Annotated in this window: 18 protein-coding genes and 2 pseudogenes; 9 read left to right on the forward strand and 11 right to left on the reverse strand. The window is 69.1% G+C overall.

Going from position 1 to position 20128, the window contains the following annotated elements; genetic code table 11:
• Positions 1-130 precede the first annotated feature (130 nt).
• Positions 131-895, forward strand: a complete 765-nt coding sequence (locus EL493_RS16785) for a translation factor GTPase family protein (RefSeq protein ID WP_019050544.1) — start codon at positions 131-133, stop codon at positions 893-895.
• Positions 896-1207: 312 nt separating this feature from the next.
• Here EL493_RS16785 and EL493_RS33575 read toward each other — a convergent pair whose 3' ends face one another.
• The 3 genes and pseudogenes from EL493_RS33575 to EL493_RS33585 form a co-directional block, all read right to left on the reverse strand.
• On the reverse strand, positions 1208-2134 hold the full coding sequence (locus EL493_RS33575) for a molybdopterin oxidoreductase family protein (protein ID WP_267904613.1): 927 nt from the start codon (positions 2132-2134) through the stop codon (positions 1208-1210).
• 6 nt (positions 2135-2140) lie between these two features.
• Positions 2141-2392 (reverse strand): annotated as a pseudogene (locus EL493_RS33580) (molybdopterin-dependent oxidoreductase); the annotation flags it as partial.
• Between the two features lie 148 nt (positions 2393-2540).
• Positions 2541-3686: pseudogene (locus tag EL493_RS33585) on the reverse strand (molybdopterin-dependent oxidoreductase); the annotation flags it as partial.
• Between the two features lie 147 nt (positions 3687-3833).
• On the opposite strand from EL493_RS33585, the gene EL493_RS16795 reads away from it, so the two are divergent.
• The 3 genes from EL493_RS16795 (at position 3834) to EL493_RS16805 (ending at position 6495) form a co-directional block, all read left to right on the forward strand.
• Positions 3834-4388 carry a DUF6968 family protein gene (locus EL493_RS16795; protein WP_019050546.1) on the forward strand — a complete coding sequence of 185 codons (555 nt, stop codon included), beginning with the start codon at positions 3834-3836 and terminating at the stop codon, positions 4386-4388.
• Positions 4389-4577: 189 nt separating this feature from the next.
• Positions 4578-6095: a SulP family inorganic anion transporter gene (locus tag EL493_RS16800; protein ID WP_019050547.1), complete on the forward strand. Its 1518-nt coding sequence runs from the start codon at positions 4578-4580 to the stop codon at positions 6093-6095.
• Positions 6085-6495, forward strand: a complete 411-nt coding sequence (locus EL493_RS16805; RefSeq protein WP_019050548.1) for a MerR family transcriptional regulator — start codon at positions 6085-6087, stop codon at positions 6493-6495. Before EL493_RS16800 ends, EL493_RS16805 begins: the two co-directional genes overlap by 11 nt.
• Positions 6496-7156: 661 nt before the next feature.
• Here EL493_RS16805 and EL493_RS16810 read toward each other — a convergent pair.
• Both EL493_RS16810 and EL493_RS16815 read right to left on the reverse strand, forming a co-directional pair.
• A complete protein-coding gene (locus EL493_RS16810) occupies positions 7157-7963 on the reverse strand; it encodes a GNAT family N-acetyltransferase (RefSeq protein ID WP_019050549.1) in 807 nt (268 codons plus the stop codon).
• Between the two features lie 119 nt (positions 7964-8082).
• Entirely contained in the window at positions 8083-8469 is a 387-nt protein-coding gene (locus tag EL493_RS16815) for a hypothetical protein (RefSeq protein ID WP_019050550.1), read from the reverse strand.
• A gap of 113 nt (positions 8470-8582) precedes the next feature.
• Here EL493_RS16815 and EL493_RS16820 point away from each other — a divergent pair, with 113 nt between their 5' ends.
• Positions 8583-9077, forward strand: a complete 495-nt coding sequence (locus EL493_RS16820; RefSeq protein WP_019050551.1) for a MarR family winged helix-turn-helix transcriptional regulator — start codon at positions 8583-8585, stop codon at positions 9075-9077.
• 9 nt (positions 9078-9086) lie between these two features.
• Positions 9087-9980, forward strand: coding sequence for an alpha/beta fold hydrolase (locus EL493_RS16825; protein WP_197724350.1), 894 nt, complete (start codon positions 9087-9089; stop codon positions 9978-9980).
• 160 nt (positions 9981-10140) lie between these two features.
• On the opposite strand, the gene EL493_RS16830 is transcribed toward EL493_RS16825, so the two are convergent.
• Positions 10141-11007: an alpha/beta fold hydrolase gene (locus tag EL493_RS16830; RefSeq protein WP_022565674.1), complete on the reverse strand. Its 867-nt coding sequence runs from the start codon at positions 11005-11007 to the stop codon at positions 10141-10143.
• A gap of 180 nt (positions 11008-11187) precedes the next feature.
• Between EL493_RS16830 and EL493_RS16835 the strand changes: the two genes are divergently transcribed.
• Positions 11188-11664, forward strand: a complete 477-nt coding sequence (locus tag EL493_RS16835; RefSeq protein ID WP_019050554.1) for a nuclear transport factor 2 family protein — start codon at positions 11188-11190, stop codon at positions 11662-11664.
• Between the two features lie 51 nt (positions 11665-11715).
• Here EL493_RS16835 and EL493_RS16840 read toward each other — a convergent pair whose 3' ends face one another.
• Positions 11716-12909 (reverse strand): PucR family transcriptional regulator, encoded by a 1194-nt coding sequence (locus EL493_RS16840; protein ID WP_019050555.1) that lies wholly within the window; start codon positions 12907-12909, stop codon positions 11716-11718.
• A gap of 169 nt (positions 12910-13078) precedes the next feature.
• Here EL493_RS16840 and EL493_RS16845 point away from each other — a divergent pair, with 169 nt between their 5' ends.
• Both EL493_RS16845 and EL493_RS16850 read left to right on the forward strand, forming a co-directional pair.
• A complete protein-coding gene (locus tag EL493_RS16845; RefSeq protein WP_019050556.1) occupies positions 13079-14791 on the forward strand; it encodes an aldehyde dehydrogenase family protein in 1713 nt (570 codons plus the stop codon).
• A gap of 17 nt (positions 14792-14808) precedes the next feature.
• Positions 14809-16407, forward strand: coding sequence for a GMC family oxidoreductase (locus EL493_RS16850; RefSeq protein WP_019050557.1), 1599 nt, complete (start codon positions 14809-14811; stop codon positions 16405-16407).
• A 645-nt stretch (positions 16408-17052) separates the two neighbouring features.
• Here EL493_RS16850 and EL493_RS16855 read toward each other — a convergent pair.
• The 4 genes from EL493_RS16855 to EL493_RS16870 all read right to left on the reverse strand — a co-directional run bounded on the left by EL493_RS16855 (position 17053) and on the right by EL493_RS16870 (position 19838).
• Positions 17053-17406, reverse strand: coding sequence for a histone-like nucleoid-structuring protein Lsr2 (locus EL493_RS16855; RefSeq protein ID WP_019050558.1), 354 nt, complete (start codon positions 17404-17406; stop codon positions 17053-17055).
• An 85-nt stretch (positions 17407-17491) separates the two neighbouring features.
• Positions 17492-18154 carry a CPBP family intramembrane glutamic endopeptidase gene (locus EL493_RS16860; protein WP_019050559.1) on the reverse strand — a complete coding sequence of 221 codons (663 nt, stop codon included), beginning with the start codon at positions 18152-18154 and terminating at the stop codon, positions 17492-17494.
• Positions 18151-19047, reverse strand: coding sequence for an NAD(P)H-binding protein (locus tag EL493_RS16865; RefSeq protein WP_022565670.1), 897 nt, complete (start codon positions 19045-19047; stop codon positions 18151-18153). Before EL493_RS16865 ends, EL493_RS16860 begins: the two co-directional genes overlap by 4 nt.
• A 266-nt stretch (positions 19048-19313) precedes the next feature.
• Positions 19314-19838, reverse strand: coding sequence for an OmpA family protein (locus tag EL493_RS16870; protein WP_019050561.1), 525 nt, complete (start codon positions 19836-19838; stop codon positions 19314-19316).
• Positions 19839-20128 lie beyond the last annotated feature (290 nt).

Genomic DNA, 20128 nt, shown 5'->3' on the forward strand with positions numbered 1-20128 from the left:
GCCCGACGGTATAGGAACACGTTCTATTTTGGGGCCGGATTCCGCTTCCCCGGCGGCGAGGCGCGGGTACGGTGGGACCGGATTGAGGATGCGCCGACATTCTCGAGTCGAGCTGGAGTACCACAACGCGATGGACACCGAACTCTGTGAACCGCAGTCGATCCGCAATGCCACGATCATCGGGGACCCGGAGGAGACCGCGCGGCTCGTCCGCCGCCTGACCCGCCGTGCCGCGGCCACCACCGCGGGCGCCGAGGTCACGCTCGCGTGGACGACGGATCACGCCGATCACACGATCCGCCTCACCGAGCTGTCGAGCCACGCGCCCCTCGCGACACTGGAGCGGGCCATCCGGCTGGCCGACGGAGTGGTCGTCGTCATGAGCGCCGCGGTGCCACGCGCGCCCCGGCTCGAGGCGATCCTGCGCGTCGCCGACGATCATCAGGTCGCCCGCCTGTGCCTGGTGACCGGGCTCGAGCACCCCGGCGCCGACTTCGACCGCTGTGTCGGCACGATCGCGCACACCCACGGCGCGGTCCCGCTGACGGTGCAGATTCCGCACGGCCTCGGCGCCGAGTTCACCGGCGTCATCGATCTGGTCCCGATGTGGGCACTGGAACCGATGGCTGCCGAGTTCTACGGCCACCACTGGCCGATCGCCGAACAGCACTACCGCGCCCTCGTGACCGCGGTGACGAATCAGGACGCCCCGCGCCGGCTCCCGCCCAGCCGGATGTACGACCGCGTCCGCCACCTCACCCACATCGGCGACGCCGCACCGGTCCTGTGCGACGCGGGCGGGCGTAACGACATCGCCCCGTTCCTGGACGCCGTCATCCGCTATCTACCGTCCCCGCTGCACGTCTGCCAGCCGGAACACGCCCTCGACTATTGACGAGCGTTGTCCGAGAGCCCTACTCGCCCTAAATAATTCGATGATCCGCCGGCCGTCGAGGGTCTCACGCAGCATGTGGCCGAAGGCCGAATCCCGGACGCAGGCATCGCCTACCTCGGCGGCACGCCGCCACATACCGCGGGCGGACTCGGCACGGTGCAGGTCCACCAGCGGCGACAGCAGGTGCCCGATATGCGGAATCTCATTCCACCAGGTGGTTTTCGCGCCCAGCGAGATTCCCTCCCGCGGCATCGATGTCGAACGCTGACCCGATGATCCAAGAGTCGACCGGCGGCTACCCCTGGACCGCCGCTACACCGGGCGGGTGACGTCGTCCCCAGTATCCTCCTCGACCGATGCGGCGGGCCCGCCCATCGTCTCGGCGACCCCGCCTCCGACCGGCGCGGCAGCGCCGACGGTCGGCGCCGGTGCCGGACCGGACGACGCCGCCAGTTTCCGAACGCAGGCGGCGGCCGTCTTGAACAGCGGTTGTTTCGACGCCGGGTCCCATTCGGTGCGCGTGAGCTCGTTCGCGGCCCGGTCATGGTCGCCGCCGGTGTCCCAATAGCCGTAGTGGAAGGGCAGGAACAGAACTCCCGGCCGGATACCGCTGATCCGGGCGTGGGCCCGCACCGCGCCCCGCCTGGTCTGGACTTCGAGCAGGTCGCCTTCGCCGATCGTCAGACGGTCCGCGTCGTCCTCGGACATCTCCACCCACACCTGCGGGGCGGCCGCGTCCAGCTGTGCCGCCCGGGCTGTCTTCGTCCGGGTGTGGAAGTGGTACAGGGTGCGCCCGGTGATCAGCGCGAACGGGAATTCGGTATCGGGCCTCTCGGACGCGGGCAGATAGTGGGCGGATTTCAGCATCGCCCGACCGGCCGGATCGGTGCGGCGGTACGCGGCGGCATCGTACGGTTCGCCGGTGATCAGGTCCTTGCCGTAGGACTCGCAGTAGTCGGGGTCGCTCCAGAAACGGCCGTCGGCGTACAGGCGTTCGGTGCCCGCGGGATGCTCTGCGGTGCACGGCCATTGGATTCCGGAACCGCCGCGCAACGCGGCGTAGGTGAGTCCGGTGTAGTCGCACGGGCGGCCCGCGGAACACCGCTTCCACGCCTCGAAGGCCCCCTCTGCGTCATCCCATGACACCAGCGGCGCGCCGTCCTTGTCGCGGAAGCCCATGCGATGCGCGAAGTCCAGGAAGATGTCGAGGTCGGGCCGGGCCGCACCCGGTGGCTCCACCGCTGTGTCCGAGAGATGGACGGTGCGATCGGCATTGGTGAAACATCCGGTCTTCTCGCCCCACGCCGCCGCGGGCAGCACCACATCGGCCAGCGCGGTGGTCTCGGTGGGGAAGATGTCCTGCACCACCAGGAAAAGGCTGTCGCGGCCGAGGATCGAGCGGATCCGGCCCAGGTCCGGGAGCGACGCGGCCGGGTTGGTGGCGCTGACCCACAGCATCCGCAACGTGCCCTGTTCGGCGTTGTCGATCATCTGCATGGCATGGGTCGGCGCGCTGTCGTGTGTTATCCGCTCCCGCTCCACATTCCAGAGTTCGGCCAGCTGTGCGAGATGAGTGTCGTTGGCCCAGTTGCGGAAACCGGCGATGTCGCCGTCGGCACCGCACTCGCGGGTGTTCTGCGCCGTCGGCACCGTTCATCTGCAGCACACCGCACCCCGGCCTGCCGAGCATGCCCCGGATCAACTGCAGATTGTTGACCTGCACGGCCGCGGCCGTGGCCTGATGTGACTGGTAGAAGCCCTGCAGCACGGTGGAGAGCAGGCGCTGGGCGCCGGCGAGGATCGCCCCGGCCGCGCGGATGTCGTCGGCGGCGACCCCACAGAGGGGTGCGACGACATCCGGTGCGTACCCGGCCACCGTGGCGCGCAAATCGTCGTAGCCCACCGTGTGCCGCGCGAGATAGTCCAGGTCGACGCCGCCACGGACGATGACCTCGTGCAGCAGCGCGTTCAGCAACGCGACATTGGTTCCCGGCAGCGGCGCCAGATGCACCGCGGCCCGTTCGGCCACCGCCGTCCGTCGCGGATCGACACAGAGGAGCAGGGGAGGATCCGTGCCCGCGAGCCGGTCCAGGATGCGGGCCCACAGGACGGTCTGGGTCTCGGCCACATTGTGTCCGAACAGGGCGATGACATCGGCGTGGTCGACATCGGTGTAGGAACCGGGCTGCCCGTCACAGCCGAAGGACTCCTTCAACGCCTCGGCCGCGGTGGCGGTGCACAGGCGCGTGTTCCCGTCGACATGGTTGGTGCCGATGCCCGCCCGCGCGACGATCCCGAGCGTGTAGTACTCCTCGAGAAACAACTGGCCGGAGGTGTAGAACCCGATCGAGGACGGCCCCTCCGCCGCCAGCAGCGCCTTGGTGTGCTGGGTGATCCGGCGCATGGCGGTATCCCAGTCGGTCTCGACCAACGCACCGCCGCGCCGGATCAGGGGGCAGGCGAGGCGTTCCCGGGAATGATTGGCCTGCCAGCCGAACAGGTCCTTCGGGTCCAACCTGCCACGATTGACCCGGTCGGCCGCGCGGCCGCGCACCCCGACGATCCGGCCGTCGGCGACCGCGATGTCGAGCGCGTCGCCGTTGGAATGCAGCACCGAGGCCGACTGCACCCAGCGGTCGACGCCGGCGGGCTCGACCCCGTCGAGATATCTGTCGACCCGCACCGGCCATTCCTCGCCGGGCCCGTACGGCGTCCGCTTCCCCCACGGCTGTGCGATCCGGTCCCGTCGCTCCATATCGGCGACGTACCCCGGCGGGCGCGACCGAACCATGATCGACGCGCGCCGCCGTGGGTATCGCCGGACGGAGAAATCAGCGCCCGACCCATCCCGGGGTCATCGCTGCGCGAACTCCGTCCGCACTTCACGACGGCCGGGTTCGCCGGCCGATGGCCGCCCCACCATCCATCAGGAGGAACCGTGCACAGCGAACTGGGCGAAGTAGTCGTGGCGAGTACCGTCCGGGACGGTGACCGCGAGATCGGCATCGAGATCGCCGACCCCCGGCAGGACACCACGACACAGCTCTGGCACTGCACCTACCGTGTGGCGGGCGCACGAACCCATCGGGTGCGCGGAGCCGACCGGCTCTCCGCGCTGTACGCGGCCCTGCTGGATGTGCACAGCGCACCCTCCCGGTTCGCCGCTCAGGGCTCCGCATCCGGCCCCCGCGAACCCACCGCCGCCCGCTTCCCAGCGCACCGCGGTTCCCCACCGCGACCCCGCGAATTCGGCCAACCTCTGGGCGCCCGCACCGTCGACACCGCGGCGGGCCCGGTGGTCGTCCTGCTCGGCCGCCCTCGCCGCGACCCCGAACGCCCCCACACCTGCCTGTGCCCGTTCCGCATCGGCGACCGCACCGAGGCGTTCGGCCAGGGATTCGACGACGTCCACGCCCTGACCGCGGCCATCTCCGACGTAGCCGCCATCCTCGCCATCCCCCGAGACTGGCCCGCCCGCCCCACCAACCCCTAGCGTCCGAACATCATCCAGCTCAGGGCACGCGACGGGACAACGATCGGCCGGGGATCAGGGTTGAGAGTTGGGACACGATGCGGCTTTCCGAGGGGGAACCTTACCCTCCCGTAAGGGTAGAGTTCGGGCCGCTGGAGGGCGGGTCGCCGTTCCGGCGAGTTCGCGTGTGGGTTGGGAGATGGGGTTTTGATGGTGTCGACGACGCAGCGACCGGTCGACGAGGGATCGGTGCTGGCGGCGCTGCGCAGTCCGAAACGACTGCGGACCGAGGTGCTGGCCGGTCTGGTGGTCGCGCTGGCGTTGATTCCGGAGGCGATCTCGTTCTCGATCATCGCCGGCGTCGACCCGAGCGTCGGGCTGTTCGCGTCGTTCACCATGGCGGTGACGATCGCCGTCGTCGGCGGTCGCCGGGCGATGATCTCGGCGGCGACCGGCGCTGTCGCCCTGGTTATCGCCCCGCTGGTCGCCGACCACGGGCTCGACTATCTGATCGCCACGGTCATCCTGGCCGGGGTGCTGCAGATCGTGCTCAGTGTGGTCGGGGTCGCGCGGCTCATGCGGTTCATCCCGCGCAGTGTCATGGTCGGCTTCGTCAACGCCCTGGCGATCCTGGTCTTCAGCGCGCAGATCCCGCACCTGATCGGCGTGCCGTGGCTGGTGTACCCGATGGTCGTGACCGGCATCCTGGTGCTGGTGTTCCTGCCCAAGCTGACGACGGCCGTCCCGGCTCCGCTGGTGGCGATCGTGCTGCTGACCGCGGTCACCCTCGCCTTCTCGCTCGATGTGCCCGACGTCGGTGACGAGGGCGAGCTGCCGTCGAACCTGCCGGGCTGGCTGCTCCCGGACGTGCCCTTCACCCTGGACACGCTGCGTATCATCGCCCCCTACGCCCTCGCGATGGCACTGGTCGGGCTGCTCGAATCGCTGATGACCGCCAAGCTGGTCGACGACATCACCGACACGAGGTCCGACAAGACCCGCGAAGCGTGGGGCCAGGGCGTCGCCAACGTGGTGACCGGCTTCTTCGGCGGCATGGGTGGCTGCGCGATGATCGGGCAGACCATGATCAATGTGAAGACCTCCGGTGCCCGCACCCGCATCTCGACATTCCTCGCCGGCGCGTTCCTGCTGATCCTGGTGGTCGGCCTCGGTGACCTGGTCGCGCTCATCCCGATGGCGGCACTGGTCGCGGTGATGATCATGGTGTCGGTGGGCACCCTGGACTGGCACTCCGTCTCGCCGAAGACACTGCGGCGCATGCCCATCGCCGAGACCACGGTCATGGTCGTCACCGTCGTCGTCACGGTAGCCACCCACAATCTCGCCTACGGTGTGGTCGCCGGTGTGCTGACCGCGATGGTCGCGTTCGCGCACCGCGTCGCGCATTTCACCGAGGTGGACAAGGTCTCCGAGGCCGACACCGATCACGACGGCGCGATCGACACCCGCGTGTACAAGGTCCGCGGCGAATTGTTCTTCGCGTCGAGCAACGATCTGGTGTACCAGTTCGACTACGTGGGTGATCCGGCCAATATCGTGATCGACATGTCGGACGCACACATCTGGGACGCCTCCACCGTGGCCACCCTCGACGCCGTCACCACGAAGTACGCGGCGAAGGGCAAGACGGCGCGGATCGTCGGATTGAACGCGGCCTCACAGGCCCGCCACGGCCGGTTGTCCGGATTGCTGCCCGGTGCCCACTGATTCCGGCGGCTACCTGCAGATCGGGCAGGTGGCCGACCGTACCGCCCTGTCGCTCAAGACGATCCGGCACTACGACGAGGTCGGGCTCGTGCAGCCCTCGGCCCGGTCGGCCGGCGGATTCCGGCTCTATACCGCCGCCGATGTCGACAGGTTGCTGGTCATCCGCCGGATGAAACCGCTCGGCTTCACTCTCGCGGAGATGAAAGAGCTGCTCGAGGCGATCGACGTGCTCGACGGCGATTCCGCCGGCACCGCACGCCGCGATCAGGCGCGAACGACGCTGCTGGCCTACCGCGACAAGGCCGCTGACAGTGCCGACAGATTGCGCCGTCAGCTCGCATACGCGACCGAATTCACCGAGCTGCTCACCGAGCGGACCTCGGCGACACCGCCTGTCTGACCTCCCCCGGGAATCGCCGCCGCGCGCTGAGTTGATGTCCCAAGTTCGCCAAATACGCGGCGACGCCGGGCAACTCGACACAGCACCCTCCGGAGACATAGACGATTCCGGCAATCAGCTCCGGCACCCTGTGCCCGACGACCGAGATCGTTGCGCCCCCACCACTTGTACCGACCAAGACCACCGGCCCGAACTCGCGGACCTGGCGAATCGTCTCTATGACGTGAGTTGCGTTGTCTTCCAGAGTGATCGACGTGGGCGGCGAGGGCAATGCGGTCAAGGCGCCGAGTTTTTGGGGCGCTTGATAGGCGAGCGGGAAGTGGCCGTCGAGGCCGTGGCCGGGCGGTCGACCGCCAGTCCGCGGTGTCCGAGCAAGGCCGGCTCCCGGAGCGCAGCGGACCACGACGCGGAGCTGCCGTGCGCACCGTGGACGAGCACGAACGAGAATGGATCGGGAATCTGATCTGCTGCGAGCGGATCGGATCTCTTCAGACCGGGGCACCCGTCGACGATAGCCCGCCGGAAGATCACCTACGGTCAGCCGAAGTAGGGCCCGCACCCCCGTGCGCTGACCTCTCCGTTCCGCTCCGGACCACGGCCGACGCACACGTCGACGCTCGCGGGCCGAGGCCCGGTCTCCTCGGGGTCCGGAGCGGAAAGGTCAGTTCGCGAGTTGGTAGAAGGCGATCGGTGAGTTCGGGGTGAAACCGATGCGCGGGTAGACGGGCGCGCCCGCGGCGGTGGCGTGCAGGGTGGCGCGGGTGAGACCGGTGGCGCGGATCCCTTCGAAGAGCGCCTTGCGGGTGACCGCCTCGCCGTAACCGTTGCGCTGCCAAGTGGGCGCGGTGGCGACCAGCACGACGAACAGCCGCCCCTGGGTGGCCACGGTCGCCGCGCAGGTCACCGGTTCGCCCGCCCGCAGCCCGAGCCAGGCGTGCACGCCGGACGTCCACAGTGCCGAACCCGCCAGCCCGTCACGCCCGTCGGCCAGGGGGAAGCCGTAGCCGGCGGAATTGAGATCGGCGTAGGCGCGCAGATGCTCCTCGGTGCCGACCCGGACGAAGGTCAGATCCGGATGCGTGGGCTCGGCGAGCCCCGCGAGCTCCGCCGACATCCCGGTGCCGGGAAACGCGTACTGCAACCCCGCGCGGTCGGCGGCAGCGGCGAGTCCGGCGCGTGCTTCGCCGTCGAGCAGGTCCTCGAACAGCCAGAGGAACCCCGGCTGCCGCTTGGCGCGCATGACGGCCGCGACCTCGCCCAGCCGCCGGTCGAGCAGCTGGGTGCCGATACCGGTCTCGGTGAGCGTCACCGCATTCCAGAACGCGAAGCGGCAGTCCGCCCAGCGGACCGCGACACCGTCGAGATCCCGGACATCGGCCCCGGGATCACGATCGAGGACCAGCGCCCGCCAGGCCACGGTGAGTTGTTCGACCGATTCGACGGTCTCGATGAGATCTGTCAACGCCACTCCGATCAGAGGGTGCGATGCCGTCGACGGCCGGACCGATCACCGGAACCGCCGTCGCCGCATCGGGTGCAGAATCAGATTCTCGCTGCCCACGCCCTCAGTCGGTAGCCGAACCTCGATCAGGGCGTATCGAGCACACTCACCGGAACCCCGTACGGCAGAAAGCGCACGCGGCGCCTGCTGTCGGTGTTGTCGCGATGGGCGCGTAACGCCTCGAGCTCGCTCGGGAACACCTGGTCGACCGTGGCCTGACCGTCGTCGTCGATCGTGTAGGCCGCCCACACGCCGCTGCCGGTCTCGCCGGTGGTCGCGCCCTCGGGCGCCGTCGGCCGCGGTTGCTGCGTGAACTGGCCGAACAGGGACGTCAGCGCGCCGATGCCGCCCTGATCCACCCGCCCCAGATACTCCCCGGCCCGGTCGAGCATGTCGCGCAGCTCGTTTCCGGTGTCCCGGAACGCGCGCTCGAAATCCTCCGGATCGATATCGAAAGGACCGAAATTCGCCATCCCAAATCCTCCTGGACGAGTGGGCACCCTACGTTCACAGTGTCCTCGCGAAACGAGGTCCGCGCCATGCCTCGCCGGCGCCGATATGACAACTCAGGTGTCATACTGGCGAGGTGGACGAGAAACTCACCCCCGATGACCTCGCGGGACGGCTGGTGGACGTGTTCGCGCAGGTCGGGATCCTGTACCGGCAGGTGTATCGCAAGATCGAGCAGGACTCACTGCCCGTGGGGATCTCGGTCGGGGTGCGCGCTGTGCTCGAACTCCTGGCGGAGCGCGGGCCGATGACCGTGCCGGAGATGGGTCGGGCGCAGGCGCTCAGCCGGCAATTCGTGCAGCGCATGGTCAACGATGCGATCGCGGCGGAGTTGGTCGAAGTTCGCCCCAATCCGCAGCATCGGCGTTCGGTGCTGATCGCGCTGAGCGCCCAGGGGCGAGCGGCGATCACCGCGGTGACTTCCCGGGAACTCGCGGTCTTGCGCGGTGTCGGCGGCGACCTGACCGCCGCGGATATCGACACCTGTCTGAAGGTCCTCCATCATCTCCGCGAGCCCTTCACGGGCGTGGAGTTCGATCACGAATCCGGGAGTGAGTCGGCGGGGGACTAGCTCCCCTTAATGACAACTTGGTTGTCAAATGATGGCCACTATGACACCTTAGTTGTCATGAGGGATGAGATTCTTCGTTTCGAGAGCCCAGAGGGTGTTCTCGCCTATCGCGATACGGGCGGAACGGGGCAGCCGCTGGTCCTGCTGCATGCGGGATTCGTGGATTCCGGCATGTTCGCTCCCCAACTGTCGGTGCTGCGCCACCGATACCGCGTGATCGCACCCGATGCCCGCGGGCACGGCGAATCCGCCAATGCGACACAGCCTTTCCGCAAGGTCGACGATGTCGCCGCTCTGCTGCGGCACCTGCACCTGACCTCGGTCGTGGCGATCGGTGTGTCGATGGGTGCCATGACCGCCGTCGAATTCGCCCTCGAGTACCCCCATCTCGTGACAGGTCTGATCGTGAGCGGCCGCGGCATCGGCGAACCGGACTACCGCGAGGACTGGTCGCGAGCACTGATCCAGGCCCAGGCCGACGCCTTGGCGAGGCAGGACCTGAACGCCTGGCTGGACGCGTTCACGCGGTGGGCGGTCGGCCCGTATCGTCAACCGGCCGCCCTCGACAGTGCCCTGCTCTGCGACCTCCGCGCAATGGCGGCGCGCACCTTGGCGAAACACGCTGCGACGGAACCTGATTACTGCGTACCGGTCGCCGATGTGGCGCCGCGCGCACCGCTGATCACCGTGCCGGTACTCGCCGTCGACGGTGCGCTCGACTCGCCCGAACTGACCGCGACCGTGGACGCCCTGCTCGCAGCGGTGCCGCGCGGGCGCAGAACGACGATCGACGAGGCCGGGCACTTCCCCAACATGGAACAGCCGACCGCCTACAACACGCTGGTGGAGGAATTCGTCGACCAGCTCGTCGCCGCCACACGACACCCACCGGAGATCCGATGAAAACCCCTGTCGCGCAGTGATCGGAAACCTGGAACCCGACCGATCCCGACGACGGGATCGCGGCAATCCAGCGCATGTTCACTCCGGACGTCACCTATACCGATCCCCCTGGAGTCCCCGCCTGACCCGCACACAGTCACGAGCGGTGTGCCCGGCGGGGTCAGCGGGCCGTTCGCCGGACGGTGCGCTTCGGGCCGCCGCTCGGCCCGGGCAACCACGGGGCGGCGGCCGCTCCCGCATCGATGTATCGGATGATCGGATCGGGATCGTCCAGCATCGGCACGCGGCCGTGCTCGAGCCGGTGATAGGCGCGTATGTGGGGGTCGGGGAACAGTTCCCGGGCGGACCGGTGCATCAGCCGATCCTGTCCGCCGGTGACGACCGTGGTCACCGGCGATGGCCCGGCCTCGGGCCGCCACCCCTCGGCGAATTCCGGCGAGCGCAGGATAGCGCGCGTCACCGTGCAGTGCGTGGGGGCCACGGTGGTGATCAGGGCGCGGCTCCGGGTGGTCGGGCACAGATCGAGGAGCGCCGGCGCCGACCGGCCGGTGAGCGAGCGCAGGGCCGCACGTCGGGTCATCGCCCCGGCCACCGGATTGCGGACCAGCGCGAGAAACGGGCTGACCGCATGCCGCCGGGCCAGCTCGTGGGTGATCGACTCCGCCACCGACGGCGCGTCGTGCCACAACCCGAGCGGCGCGACCAAGGTGACCGAACCGGCGCGGCCGCGCCGCGCCAGCTCCGCCGCGATCCACGCGCCGAAACCGTTGCCCACCAGATGCGCTCGCGCCAGCCCGGCATCGTCGAGCATCCGCTCCACGGCGTCCGTCATGGTCGACGGCGCGGCCGCCCCTTCGAACGCGGGTCCGCCCCAATGCCCGGGCAAGGTCGGCGCCCACACCGCGTACGCCCGTGTCAGCCCCTCCACACATCGTCCCCACGAATGCCAGCTCAGCCCCAGATCGTGCAGTAGCACCAGCGGTTCGCCACGCCCGCCCTGTGCCGCCGGCTCGACGGAAACATCCATCTACCGCTGCCCTTTCCCTCGAGCGGCCTCCCGGCGAAACCGACGTGGCGAGTATCGAACGCCGCATCGGCGACTGTCACTGCACGCATCGAAGAACCGGCCGGACCCGATTTGTCCCCGGTGATGAACACGCATGTCCGGTGCAAGCCCGATGCAAGACAGGCTGGCGAAACTTCCCGCATGAGTGAAACTTTCGAGCCAGGGACCGGCGACCGCGCGCAGATCGGTAGTTTGGTCGTTCGCTACTACAGCGCTGTCGACGAGCAGCGGGTTGACCGAGCGCTGATCGACTCGGTGTTCACCGAGGACGGCCGCTGGATCGGTCCGACAGGGGCGGTCCGGGTGGGACGGGCGGTGATCGCCGAGCAGCAGGCCGCGGCAGTGCGCATGTTCCGGGCGACCCACCATGTCACCTCCGACTACCTGATCGACGTCGCGGGTGACACGGCCCGCCTGCGGGCGAACCTCACCGCCATGCACCTGTGGGGTGCGGGCAGCAGCGATCCGGCCGCGCTCGAATCGCACTTCCTGGCCGGGGGAGTGTTCGACGGAATCGCGGTGCGGACCGATGCCGGATGGCGGCTGTCGGAGTTGCGGTTGCGGATCGTGTGGCGCACGGGCGCGCTGCCGATCCATATCGATCCCGAATCCCTGTGAGCCGGCAGATCTCAGCTCCGGGACGCCGGCACCTGCGGCGGAGGCGGTGTCTCACGCCTGCGGGGCAGGTGTTTCGAGCAGGGTGATGGCGCCGAGGGCCAGATACAGTTCCGCGGATTGACGGGGGTCGGTGGTGTCGCGGCCGGTGAGGTCGCGGATCTTGCGGAGGCGGTAGCGGACGGTGTTGCGGTGGCAGTGCAAGGTTTCGGCCACGGCGGCCGCGGACCCACCGCAGCGGTACCAGGCGTCGAGGACGGCGATCAGATCGGCGCGCTCGGTCGGGGGCAGCATCAGGACCGGCCCCAGGATCTGGGTGGCGGCACGGCGGGCGGCGTCCGGAACCGTGACCAGCAGATGGGCGACCGGGCGTTCGCCGAAGCGGACCACACCGCCCGAACCGGGTGGAATCGAGCGACAGGCCTGCCGGGACTCGGCGACGGCGGCGGCGATGCCGTGCGGCGTGGTGAACGGCGTACTGAGACCGACCCGCTCGGCGACGATCGAGGACAGCACCTCGCCCGCGCGGTCCATCGTCGACGGGGCGGGCGCGACCATCAGCCCCACCACGCCGTCGATCCGCACATCCCATGCCGACCGGATACCAAGGGTGCGCAGCGCGCCGCTGAGGGTGGGCGTCGGCACCGCGGCGGGCTGGGCGTCGACGGTCACCACCGTGAAGGTGCCACCGTCGGGCAGGCCGAGGCCGCGCAAGACATCCAGGATCCGGCCGGGACTGTGCGAGTGGTCGTCGAAGAGGGTGCGGATCAGCCGGCTCTGGGCCTGTTCGTCGGCACGGGCCAGGTCCACCTCGGTCTCGCGGTAGGACTCCACCGCCGCGTCCGAGTAGAGGTCGATCACCTCCCACAGCCGGGTGGCCAGTTCGTGCAGGCGCACATCACCCGGTCCGGCGGAGCGCGCGGTCAGCTCCTCCCAGATGAGCCGGCCGCCCAGCCGGTAGGCGTGCAGGAGCGCGGCGACGGGAATGCCCTGCTCGGCTTTGATCCGCCCGGCCTCGCGCGCGGACTGCAACAGCAGCGGCTGCGTTCCGGACAGCAGTCCGACGATGGCGGTGAGATTGTCGAGGCAGGTGCTACGCAGCTGTTCCTCGGTGAGCAGGCCCGCCCCGGCGTAGGAAGGATCCGTGGCGATGATGCGCCGCACGAGCTCGACGGTCATCGGCTCGACCACCGTGGACAGCTGCGCGGCGAGCGAGGAGACCGAGGACGGCAACGAGGTGGCGTGCATGGGACCAGGGTAACCGGGCAAGTGGGCTGGACCACAGCCAACTTGTGCGCGAGCACAAAATCCGGGTGCGATTCGGCAACCCGCACACATTCCGTTCGGGCGTGAGCGAGGCCACACTCGATGGCACAGTCGGCCGACGAAGCCGGACCAGGTGAGTGGAGGGTGCGAAGTGCAGACAGAACAGGTTGCCGCCGAGACGGCCGTCGATGCCGCGTTGGCCGATCTCGCCGAGGGCGAGCTGGCCTGGGCTCGCCTGCCGCTGGCGGGCCGCCGCGCGCTGCTCGATCGCACCCTCGAACTCACCCGCGGCCACGCGGGGGAATGGGTGGAGACCGCGGCGGCGATCAAGGGTCTCGCGCCCGGGTCGCCACTGCTCGGCGAGGAGTGGATGTCGGGGCCCTATGCCCTGGCCTCCGCGCTGCGCGTGCTGTCGCACACGCTGGCCGAGCTCGAACAGGGCCGCAGCCCCCTCTCGAAGGCGAAGTTCGGTGCCGCCGGTGATCGGGTGACGGTCGGTGTGCTGCCCACCGGCGTCTTCGACGAGCTGCTGCTGAACGGCTTCAGCGCCGAGGTGTGGCTGCGGCGGGGCGTCAGCAGTGCCGCCGCCAAGGCCGAAGCCGGTCTGGCCCAACGGGATCCGTCCCGGACCGGCGGTATCGGCGCGGTCCTCGGCGCCGGCAACATCACGTCCATCGCCCCGCTGGACACCCTCTACGAACTGATCGCGCACAACCGGGTGGTGGCGCTCAAGCTCAACCCGGTCACCGATCCGCTGCGCCCGGTCCTGGAGAAGGTGCTCGCGCCGCTGATCGAGGCGGGCGTGGTTCGGGTGCTCACCGGCGGCCCCGAGGTCGGCGCCTACCTGGTGGCGCACGAGCGCGTCGCGCACGTCCACATGACCGGCAGCGCCGCCACCCACGACGCGATCGTCTGGGGCGTCGGCGCGGACGCCGAGACGCGCAAGAAGGCGGGAACGCCGCTGCTGGACAAGCCGATCAGCAGCGAACTCGGTGGTGTGTCGCCGACCATCGTGCTGCCCGGGGTATGGAGCAAGGCCGACCTCGCCTACCAGGCCGAGCACATCGCGACCCAGCGCCTGCACAACGGCGGCTACAACTGTGTGGCCGCCCAGGCCGTGATCATCTCGGCGGACTGGCCGCAGAAGGCGGAGTTCCTCGCCGCCCTGCGCGCGGCGGTCGACCGGGCGCCCGCGCGACCGGCGTACTACCCGGGCAGCACGGACCGTTCCGCCGACGCCCGCGCCGGCTACCCCGCCGCCGAATCGCTCGGACCGGAAGGCGGACGGTTGCTGATCACGGGACTGACCACAGCGCCCGACGAGCAGCTGCTGACGCGAGAGTACTTCGCCCCGGTGCTCGGCGTGGTCGAGATCCCCGGCAGCGAAGCCGACTTCGCGCGCACCGCGGCCGACACCGCCAACGAGCGATTCATCGGGACGCTGGGTGCGAACATCGTCGCCCACCCGGCCACGATCGCCGCGCTCGGCGCCGAGTTCGACGACCTCGTCGCGCGACTGCGCTACGGAACCATCGCCGTCAACGCGTGGACCGCGGTCGGCTACCTCACGCCCACCGCCGCCTGGGGCGCGTTCCCCGGCCACACCCTCGACGATGTGCAGAGCGGGATCGGCATCGTGCACAACGCGTGGCTGATCGACCAGGTCGAGCGCACCGTGGTCCGTGGCCCGTTCCGTCCGGCCCCGCGCTCGCTGCTGCGCGGCGAATGGACTCTCGCGCCGAAACCGCCGTGGTTCGTCACCAACCGCACCGCCGCCACCACCGGCCGCCTGCTCACCGATTTCGCCGCCGAGCCCCGCTGGAGTGCCCTGCCCGCGATCTTCGCCTCCGCGCTGCGCGGCTGACCCACCTGGAGACCTCGATGAGTACCGAAACCATTCCGAGCACCACCGCCGACTACGTCGTGGTCGGGACCGGCTCGGCCGGCGCCGTCGTCGCCGCCCGCCTCAGCGAACGTTCCCGCGACCAGGTCGTCGCCCTGGAGGCCGGAGCCGCCGACCGCGTCAACTTCGCTCACATCCCCGCCGCCTTCTCCAAGCTGTTCCAGAGCGACTACGACTGGAACTACCTGACCACGCCGCAGGCCCAGCTCGGCAACCGGCGGATCTTCTATCCGCGTGGGAAGCTGCTGGGCGGTTCGTCGTCGATGAACGCGATGATGTGGGTGCGTGGCTTTGCCGCCGACTACGAGGAATGGGGCAGGCTGGCCGGTCCGGGCTGGTCCTGGGCGAACATCGTCGACTACTTCACCCGCATCGAGACCGTCGAGGATGCCACCGATCCCGCGCACGGCCGCGGTGGCCCGCTGCGCGTCTCCCGGCAGCGCAGCCCCCGATCCTGGACCTCGGACTTCCTGACCGCCGCCGAGCATGCCGGGTTCAAACAGGAACCGGCGAATTCGTCGCAGCCGGAAGGTTTCTCGCGCACGATGGTCACCCAGGACCGGGGCGCGCGTTGCAGCACCGCCGACGCCTACCTGAAGCCCGCGCGGAAACGGGCCAACCTGTCGGTGCTCACCGGCGCGCACGCCACCCGGGTGCTGTTCGAAGGTACCCGCGCGGTCGGCGTCGAGTACCGCACCGAGGCCGGCACCCGGATCGTGCGGGCCCGCAAGGAAGTCGTGCTGTGCGGCGGCGCGATCAACACGCCGCAGCTGCTCATGCTCTCGGGCATCGGTGACGAACGGCAGTTGCGGGACCGGGGCATCGCGGTGCAGCACCACCTGCCCCAGGTCGGCCGCAACCTGACCGACCACCTGGTCTGCCTGCTCGGTTTCGCCGCCGACTCCGACACCCTCTTCGACGCGGAGAAGCCGCTGCAACTGGCGAATTATCTGCTCCGCAGGCGCGGCATGCTCACGTCCAATGTCGGCGAGGCCTACGGTTTCGTGCGCAGCCGCCCCGATCTCGAGCTGCCCGATCTGGAGATCATCTTCGGCCCCGCGCCCTTCTACGACGAAGGCATCGGGACCGCACCCGGCCACGGCGTCGCGATCGGTCCCATCCTGCTGCGTCCCGAGAGCCGCGGCACCGTCACCCTGTCCTCGGCCAACCCGCTGGACAAGGCCTTCGTCGACCCGAACTACCTGTCCGACAGTCAGGGCGCGGACCGGGCCGCCATGCTCGCGGGACTGCGCGTCGCCCACCGCATCGCCACCGCCGAGCCGCTCGGCACCCGGCTGGGCGGCTTCCTCCAGCCGAAGCAGGCGCAGCCGACGGTCGAGGAAACCCTCGAGGAAGCTCTCACCTGGCACGCGCACACCCTCTACCACCCGGTCGGGACCTGCCGGATGGGCAACGACCCGGCCAGCGTGGTCACCCCCGAACTCCGCGTCCGCGGCGTCGCCAACCTCCGCGTCGCCGACGCCTCGGTCATGCCGTCGATCATCCGCGGCCACACCCACGCCCCCACGGTGGTCATCGGAGAAAAAGCCGCCGACGCCATCCTGACCGCGGGCTGACCCATGGCCCTGTGCTGGAGTATCAAACCCGGTGGCGCTGACGGCCTGAATGCGCCAATATCCGACGATGCCGTCAGACAACTCAGTTCGTCACCTGGATCCCGGACCGGCGCTGTGGTCGTACGCGGAACTGATCCTGGTCGCCTGCCCGAAGTGTGGTGGGCGCGCGACGAATCTGCGTAGGCCCGGTCTTCCCGCGGCGCGGTATTGGAATCAGTACTACTACGAGCCGCGCAGACTGATCTGTGATCGATGCGGTGCCGTAGCCGACTGGTCCTCAGAGCACAACGGTTCGAGACAGCCCGGAGCGCGGCAGGATCCCCATTTCGGGCTGCCGCTGTGGTTGCAGACCCGGTGCTGTGGGCGTGTTCTGTGGGCCTACAATGCGGCACAGGTAGACGAGTTGTCGGCGTATGTCAGCGCGTTGCTGCGTGAACGGAGTCGTCGAAACTCGAGTATCTCTCTGGTGTCGCAGATGCCCTTGTGGATGAAGCGTGCCGATAATCGCGCCGAGGTGTCGGCCGGACTTGCCAGGCTCCGGACGCTCGCGGGGCGTTCGGAGCCTGCCGATCGTTCTGACGCTGCCTACTGATTCGAGCGGGAAAAGGCCTGCCGCAGTCGTCAGTGGTGCTCAGACATTGACCACTAAGCGGCCGAGGCCTTCTCGTAGGCGGCGATGATGTCGGCGGAGATGCGGCCGCGGGTGGAGACGGCGTGGCCGTTCTCGCTGGCCCAGGCGCGGATGGCGCTCAGGTCGTTGCGGCGGGCCGCGGGCTTGGCGGGGGCCTTGGCCTCGGATCGGCGCGTGGAGTTCTTGGCTCGGCCGATCTTGCGGGCGTGCGCGATCCATTCGTCGAAGGATTTGCGCAGTGCGGCGGCATTGGCGGAGGACAGGTCGATTTCGTAGGCGACGCCGTCGAATTCGAACGCGACGGTTTCCTCGGCGACCGAGGTGCCGTCGAAGTCGTCGATCAGTGTGACAACAACCTTGCGAGCCATCAGTGCATCCTGTTCGTCATCGGTCGATCGCGGTTGTTCGCGATACTAACGCCCCGCGCGAAGTGAGGCGAAATCCGATTCACGCTCAGGCCTGTCGCGTTCCGGTATTCGGTAAAGGCCGCGCGGAACCGCCGCCGAGGAACAGCGGTGGCATGAAGTGCAGCATCAGGGTGGACCAGGTCAGGTGCGCGATCAGCGAGGCCTGGATACCGCCGGTGTATCGCCGCTGTACGCCGAACAGGGTGCCCATGACCGCGGCGGCCAGCACCAGCGCGGGATTGCGGGTGGCGGTCGTGTTGAGGATGTACGCGCCGGTCGAGACGGCGACGGGCCAGCGGGGCGCGGCCTGATAGACAGCGCCCCGGAAGAACACTTCCTCGGCGGCGCCGTTGGCCAGCGCGGTCAGCAGCACCGCCGGTGTCCGCCCGCGATCCGCGTAGCGCATGAGTCGCGTGATCGCGTTGCGCAGCACCGGGATTCGACGCGCGACCAGGGCGCACCCGTAGAACACCCCGAACGCCGCGACTCCGGTCGCGGCCGGTGCGAGGACGCGCCGGTCGCGCGGCCCGGCCGACGGCGGCGTGGTGGCCAGCCCGCCGAGGGTGAAGGTGGCGGCGGTGGCGAAGGTGAGTCCGTAGAAGCGGTTGCTCGCGGGCGGTGCGGCCAGGGAAGCGCCCAGCAGTGCCGTGCCGGTCACACCGACGGCGGCGACCGCGCGGGCCTGACGCCGCTGAGCGCGGGCATTCATGCGTCGTACCGCAGCCCGACGCGCTCGCCGAGCGCACGCAGGACGGCCTCGTCGTAGCCGATCGTCTCGAACGGCAGCAGCTCGCGAATCGCGGTGTCGTGCACCACGACCTCGTTGACCATCGAGTCGACCAGCGACCTGCCGGTCTGCACATCGACATCGGTGACCAGCGCGAGCCAGCGCGACGACAACCGTGGCGACAGCAACGGCACGGGCACGATCGGGGTCGGCCTGCCCTGGATCCGGGCCACCCGCCGCAGCATGTCGAGGTAGGCGAGGACGTCGGGGCCGCCGATCTCGTAGGTCCGGCCCGTGGCCCGCGGGTCGTCGAGGACACCGGCCAGATAGCGGATCACGTCGTCGACCGCGATCGGCTGGGTTCGGGTACGGACCCAGCGCGGGGTGATCATCGCGGGCAGATGCTCGACCAGCTGCCGGGTGATCTCCCAGGAGATGCCGCCGTGCCCGACGATGATCCCCGCGCGCAACGTCGTCACCGGGACACCCGCCTCGCCGAGCAACGTCTCGACCTGCCTGCGGCTGCGTAGATGCGCCGAGAGATGGTCCGAGTCGTCGCCGAGCCCGCCCAGGTAGATGATGCGCCGCACCCCGGCCCCCGCGGCGGCCTGCGCGAAGTTGCGGGCCGCCGCCGCGTCCCGGCGCTCGAAGTCGGCTTCGGCCAGCGAGTGCACGAGGTAGTAGGCGCTGTCGCAACCGGACAGCGCGGCCTCGAGCGAGGCACGGTCGGCGACGTCGGCGCCGACGGGCGTGCCCGCGCCGCGATAGGTGTCGGGGTGTCTGGTCATCGCGCGCACGGAATGCCCAGACTCCGCGAGCTGGGGGCAGAGCCGACGCCCGATGAACCCTGTCGAACCGGCGACCAGTACGTCCACAACGCTTCCTCTCCACGCGGGCGGAAAACGGCCAGGACAGTGCAGTGTGCGCCAGGCTACCAACCGGAGCGCGCGCCCAGCTCAAACCACGGCACGCAGGGGAGCGGCCGACACGACGACCGACAGCCGCAGATTCGCCGATTTCCACGGCGGGCAACGATCAGTGGCGTGAGACGTTGTCGTACTGCCGTGGCATGGCTACCGGCATGCAGAAGGTCGGGTACCACCATTCAGTGGTACCCGACTCTTGTCGCTGTCGGCGCCGGCTACCCGTCGACCACCGTGATCTTGGCCTGGTCGGGATTCACCGACGAATCGGAGGGATTCGCGTCGGCCTTGACCGTGATACGCGACTCGTCGATACCGTCGGATTCGAGCTTGGCGGCGATATTGTCGCCGCGGGCCTGGGCCACGGACTTGGCGTCGGCGACATTGGAATCCTGGGCGTAGGTCGTGATCTCGATCTTGGTGTCGTTGCCCTGCAGGGCGGCCGCCACCGCCGTGAGGGTGGCGGTGTCGACCGCGTCGAGGTCCGAACTGCCCGCGTCGAACGAGATCGGCGCGGCGGCCAGAATCTTGTTGATCGCATCCTGCACCGTCTGCTGCACGTTGTCGCGCACGGAACTCACCGCCGAGGACGCCGTCGCCACAATGCTGCTCTTCATGGTGCTGACCTGGGCCGTCGAGGTGGTCGCCGAGGTGGAGGAGTCGTCGTCGGACGTGCACGCGGCGGTCATCAGCAGAGCCACCGCGACCGAGGCGATGCCGATGACGCGATTGTCGAGTTTCACGGAGTCTCCTGATCTGTGAAGGCCGGATGGGCGAATCGTGCGCCGACTCCGGTCCCCGCGCCTCACCCGAATCGGGTGAACCCAGCTCACCAGACCGCCCAGGTTCAATGTGGATACAGAGATATGCGCATCACACCATCAATCTTGCTTCTCTCGAGACTCGGGTACTCACCTGACAATCAATCCTCATTCCGGCACAACGAGCACGGAGCTGACCGTCGGACTCACGCATCGTCCGAACCCGTTGCAGCGTGCGCTGATTAGGCGTGCTCGGCGCACGGGCACCTGTC

Origin of the sequence: Nocardia asteroides, assembly GCF_900637185.1 — a bacterium.
Lineage (GTDB): Bacteria > Actinomycetota > Actinomycetes > Mycobacteriales > Mycobacteriaceae > Nocardia > Nocardia asteroides.

Coding starts and splice junctions, on each gene's coding strand:
- EL493_RS16785 (WP_019050544.1), top strand. CDS start 131: ATGGACACCGAACTCTGTGAACCGCAGTCGATCCGCAATGCCACGATC.
- EL493_RS16825 (WP_197724350.1), top strand. CDS start 9,087: ATGACAACTTGGTTGTCAAATGATGGCCACTATGACACCTTAGTTGTC.
- EL493_RS16815 (WP_019050550.1), bottom strand. CDS start 8,469: ATGGCGAATTTCGGTCCTTTCGATATCGATCCGGAGGATTTCGAGCGC.
- EL493_RS16800 (WP_019050547.1), top strand. CDS start 4,578: ATGGTGTCGACGACGCAGCGACCGGTCGACGAGGGATCGGTGCTGGCG.
- EL493_RS16835 (WP_019050554.1), top strand. CDS start 11,188: ATGAGTGAAACTTTCGAGCCAGGGACCGGCGACCGCGCGCAGATCGGT.
- EL493_RS16850 (WP_019050557.1), top strand. CDS start 14,809: ATGAGTACCGAAACCATTCCGAGCACCACCGCCGACTACGTCGTGGTC.
- EL493_RS16855 (WP_019050558.1), bottom strand. CDS start 17,406: ATGGCTCGCAAGGTTGTTGTCACACTGATCGACGACTTCGACGGCACC.
- EL493_RS16840 (WP_019050555.1), bottom strand. CDS start 12,909: ATGCACGCCACCTCGTTGCCGTCCTCGGTCTCCTCGCTCGCCGCGCAG.
- EL493_RS16830 (WP_022565674.1), bottom strand. CDS start 11,007: ATGGATGTTTCCGTCGAGCCGGCGGCACAGGGCGGGCGTGGCGAACCG.
- EL493_RS16860 (WP_019050559.1), bottom strand. CDS start 18,154: ATGAATGCCCGCGCTCAGCGGCGTCAGGCCCGCGCGGTCGCCGCCGTC.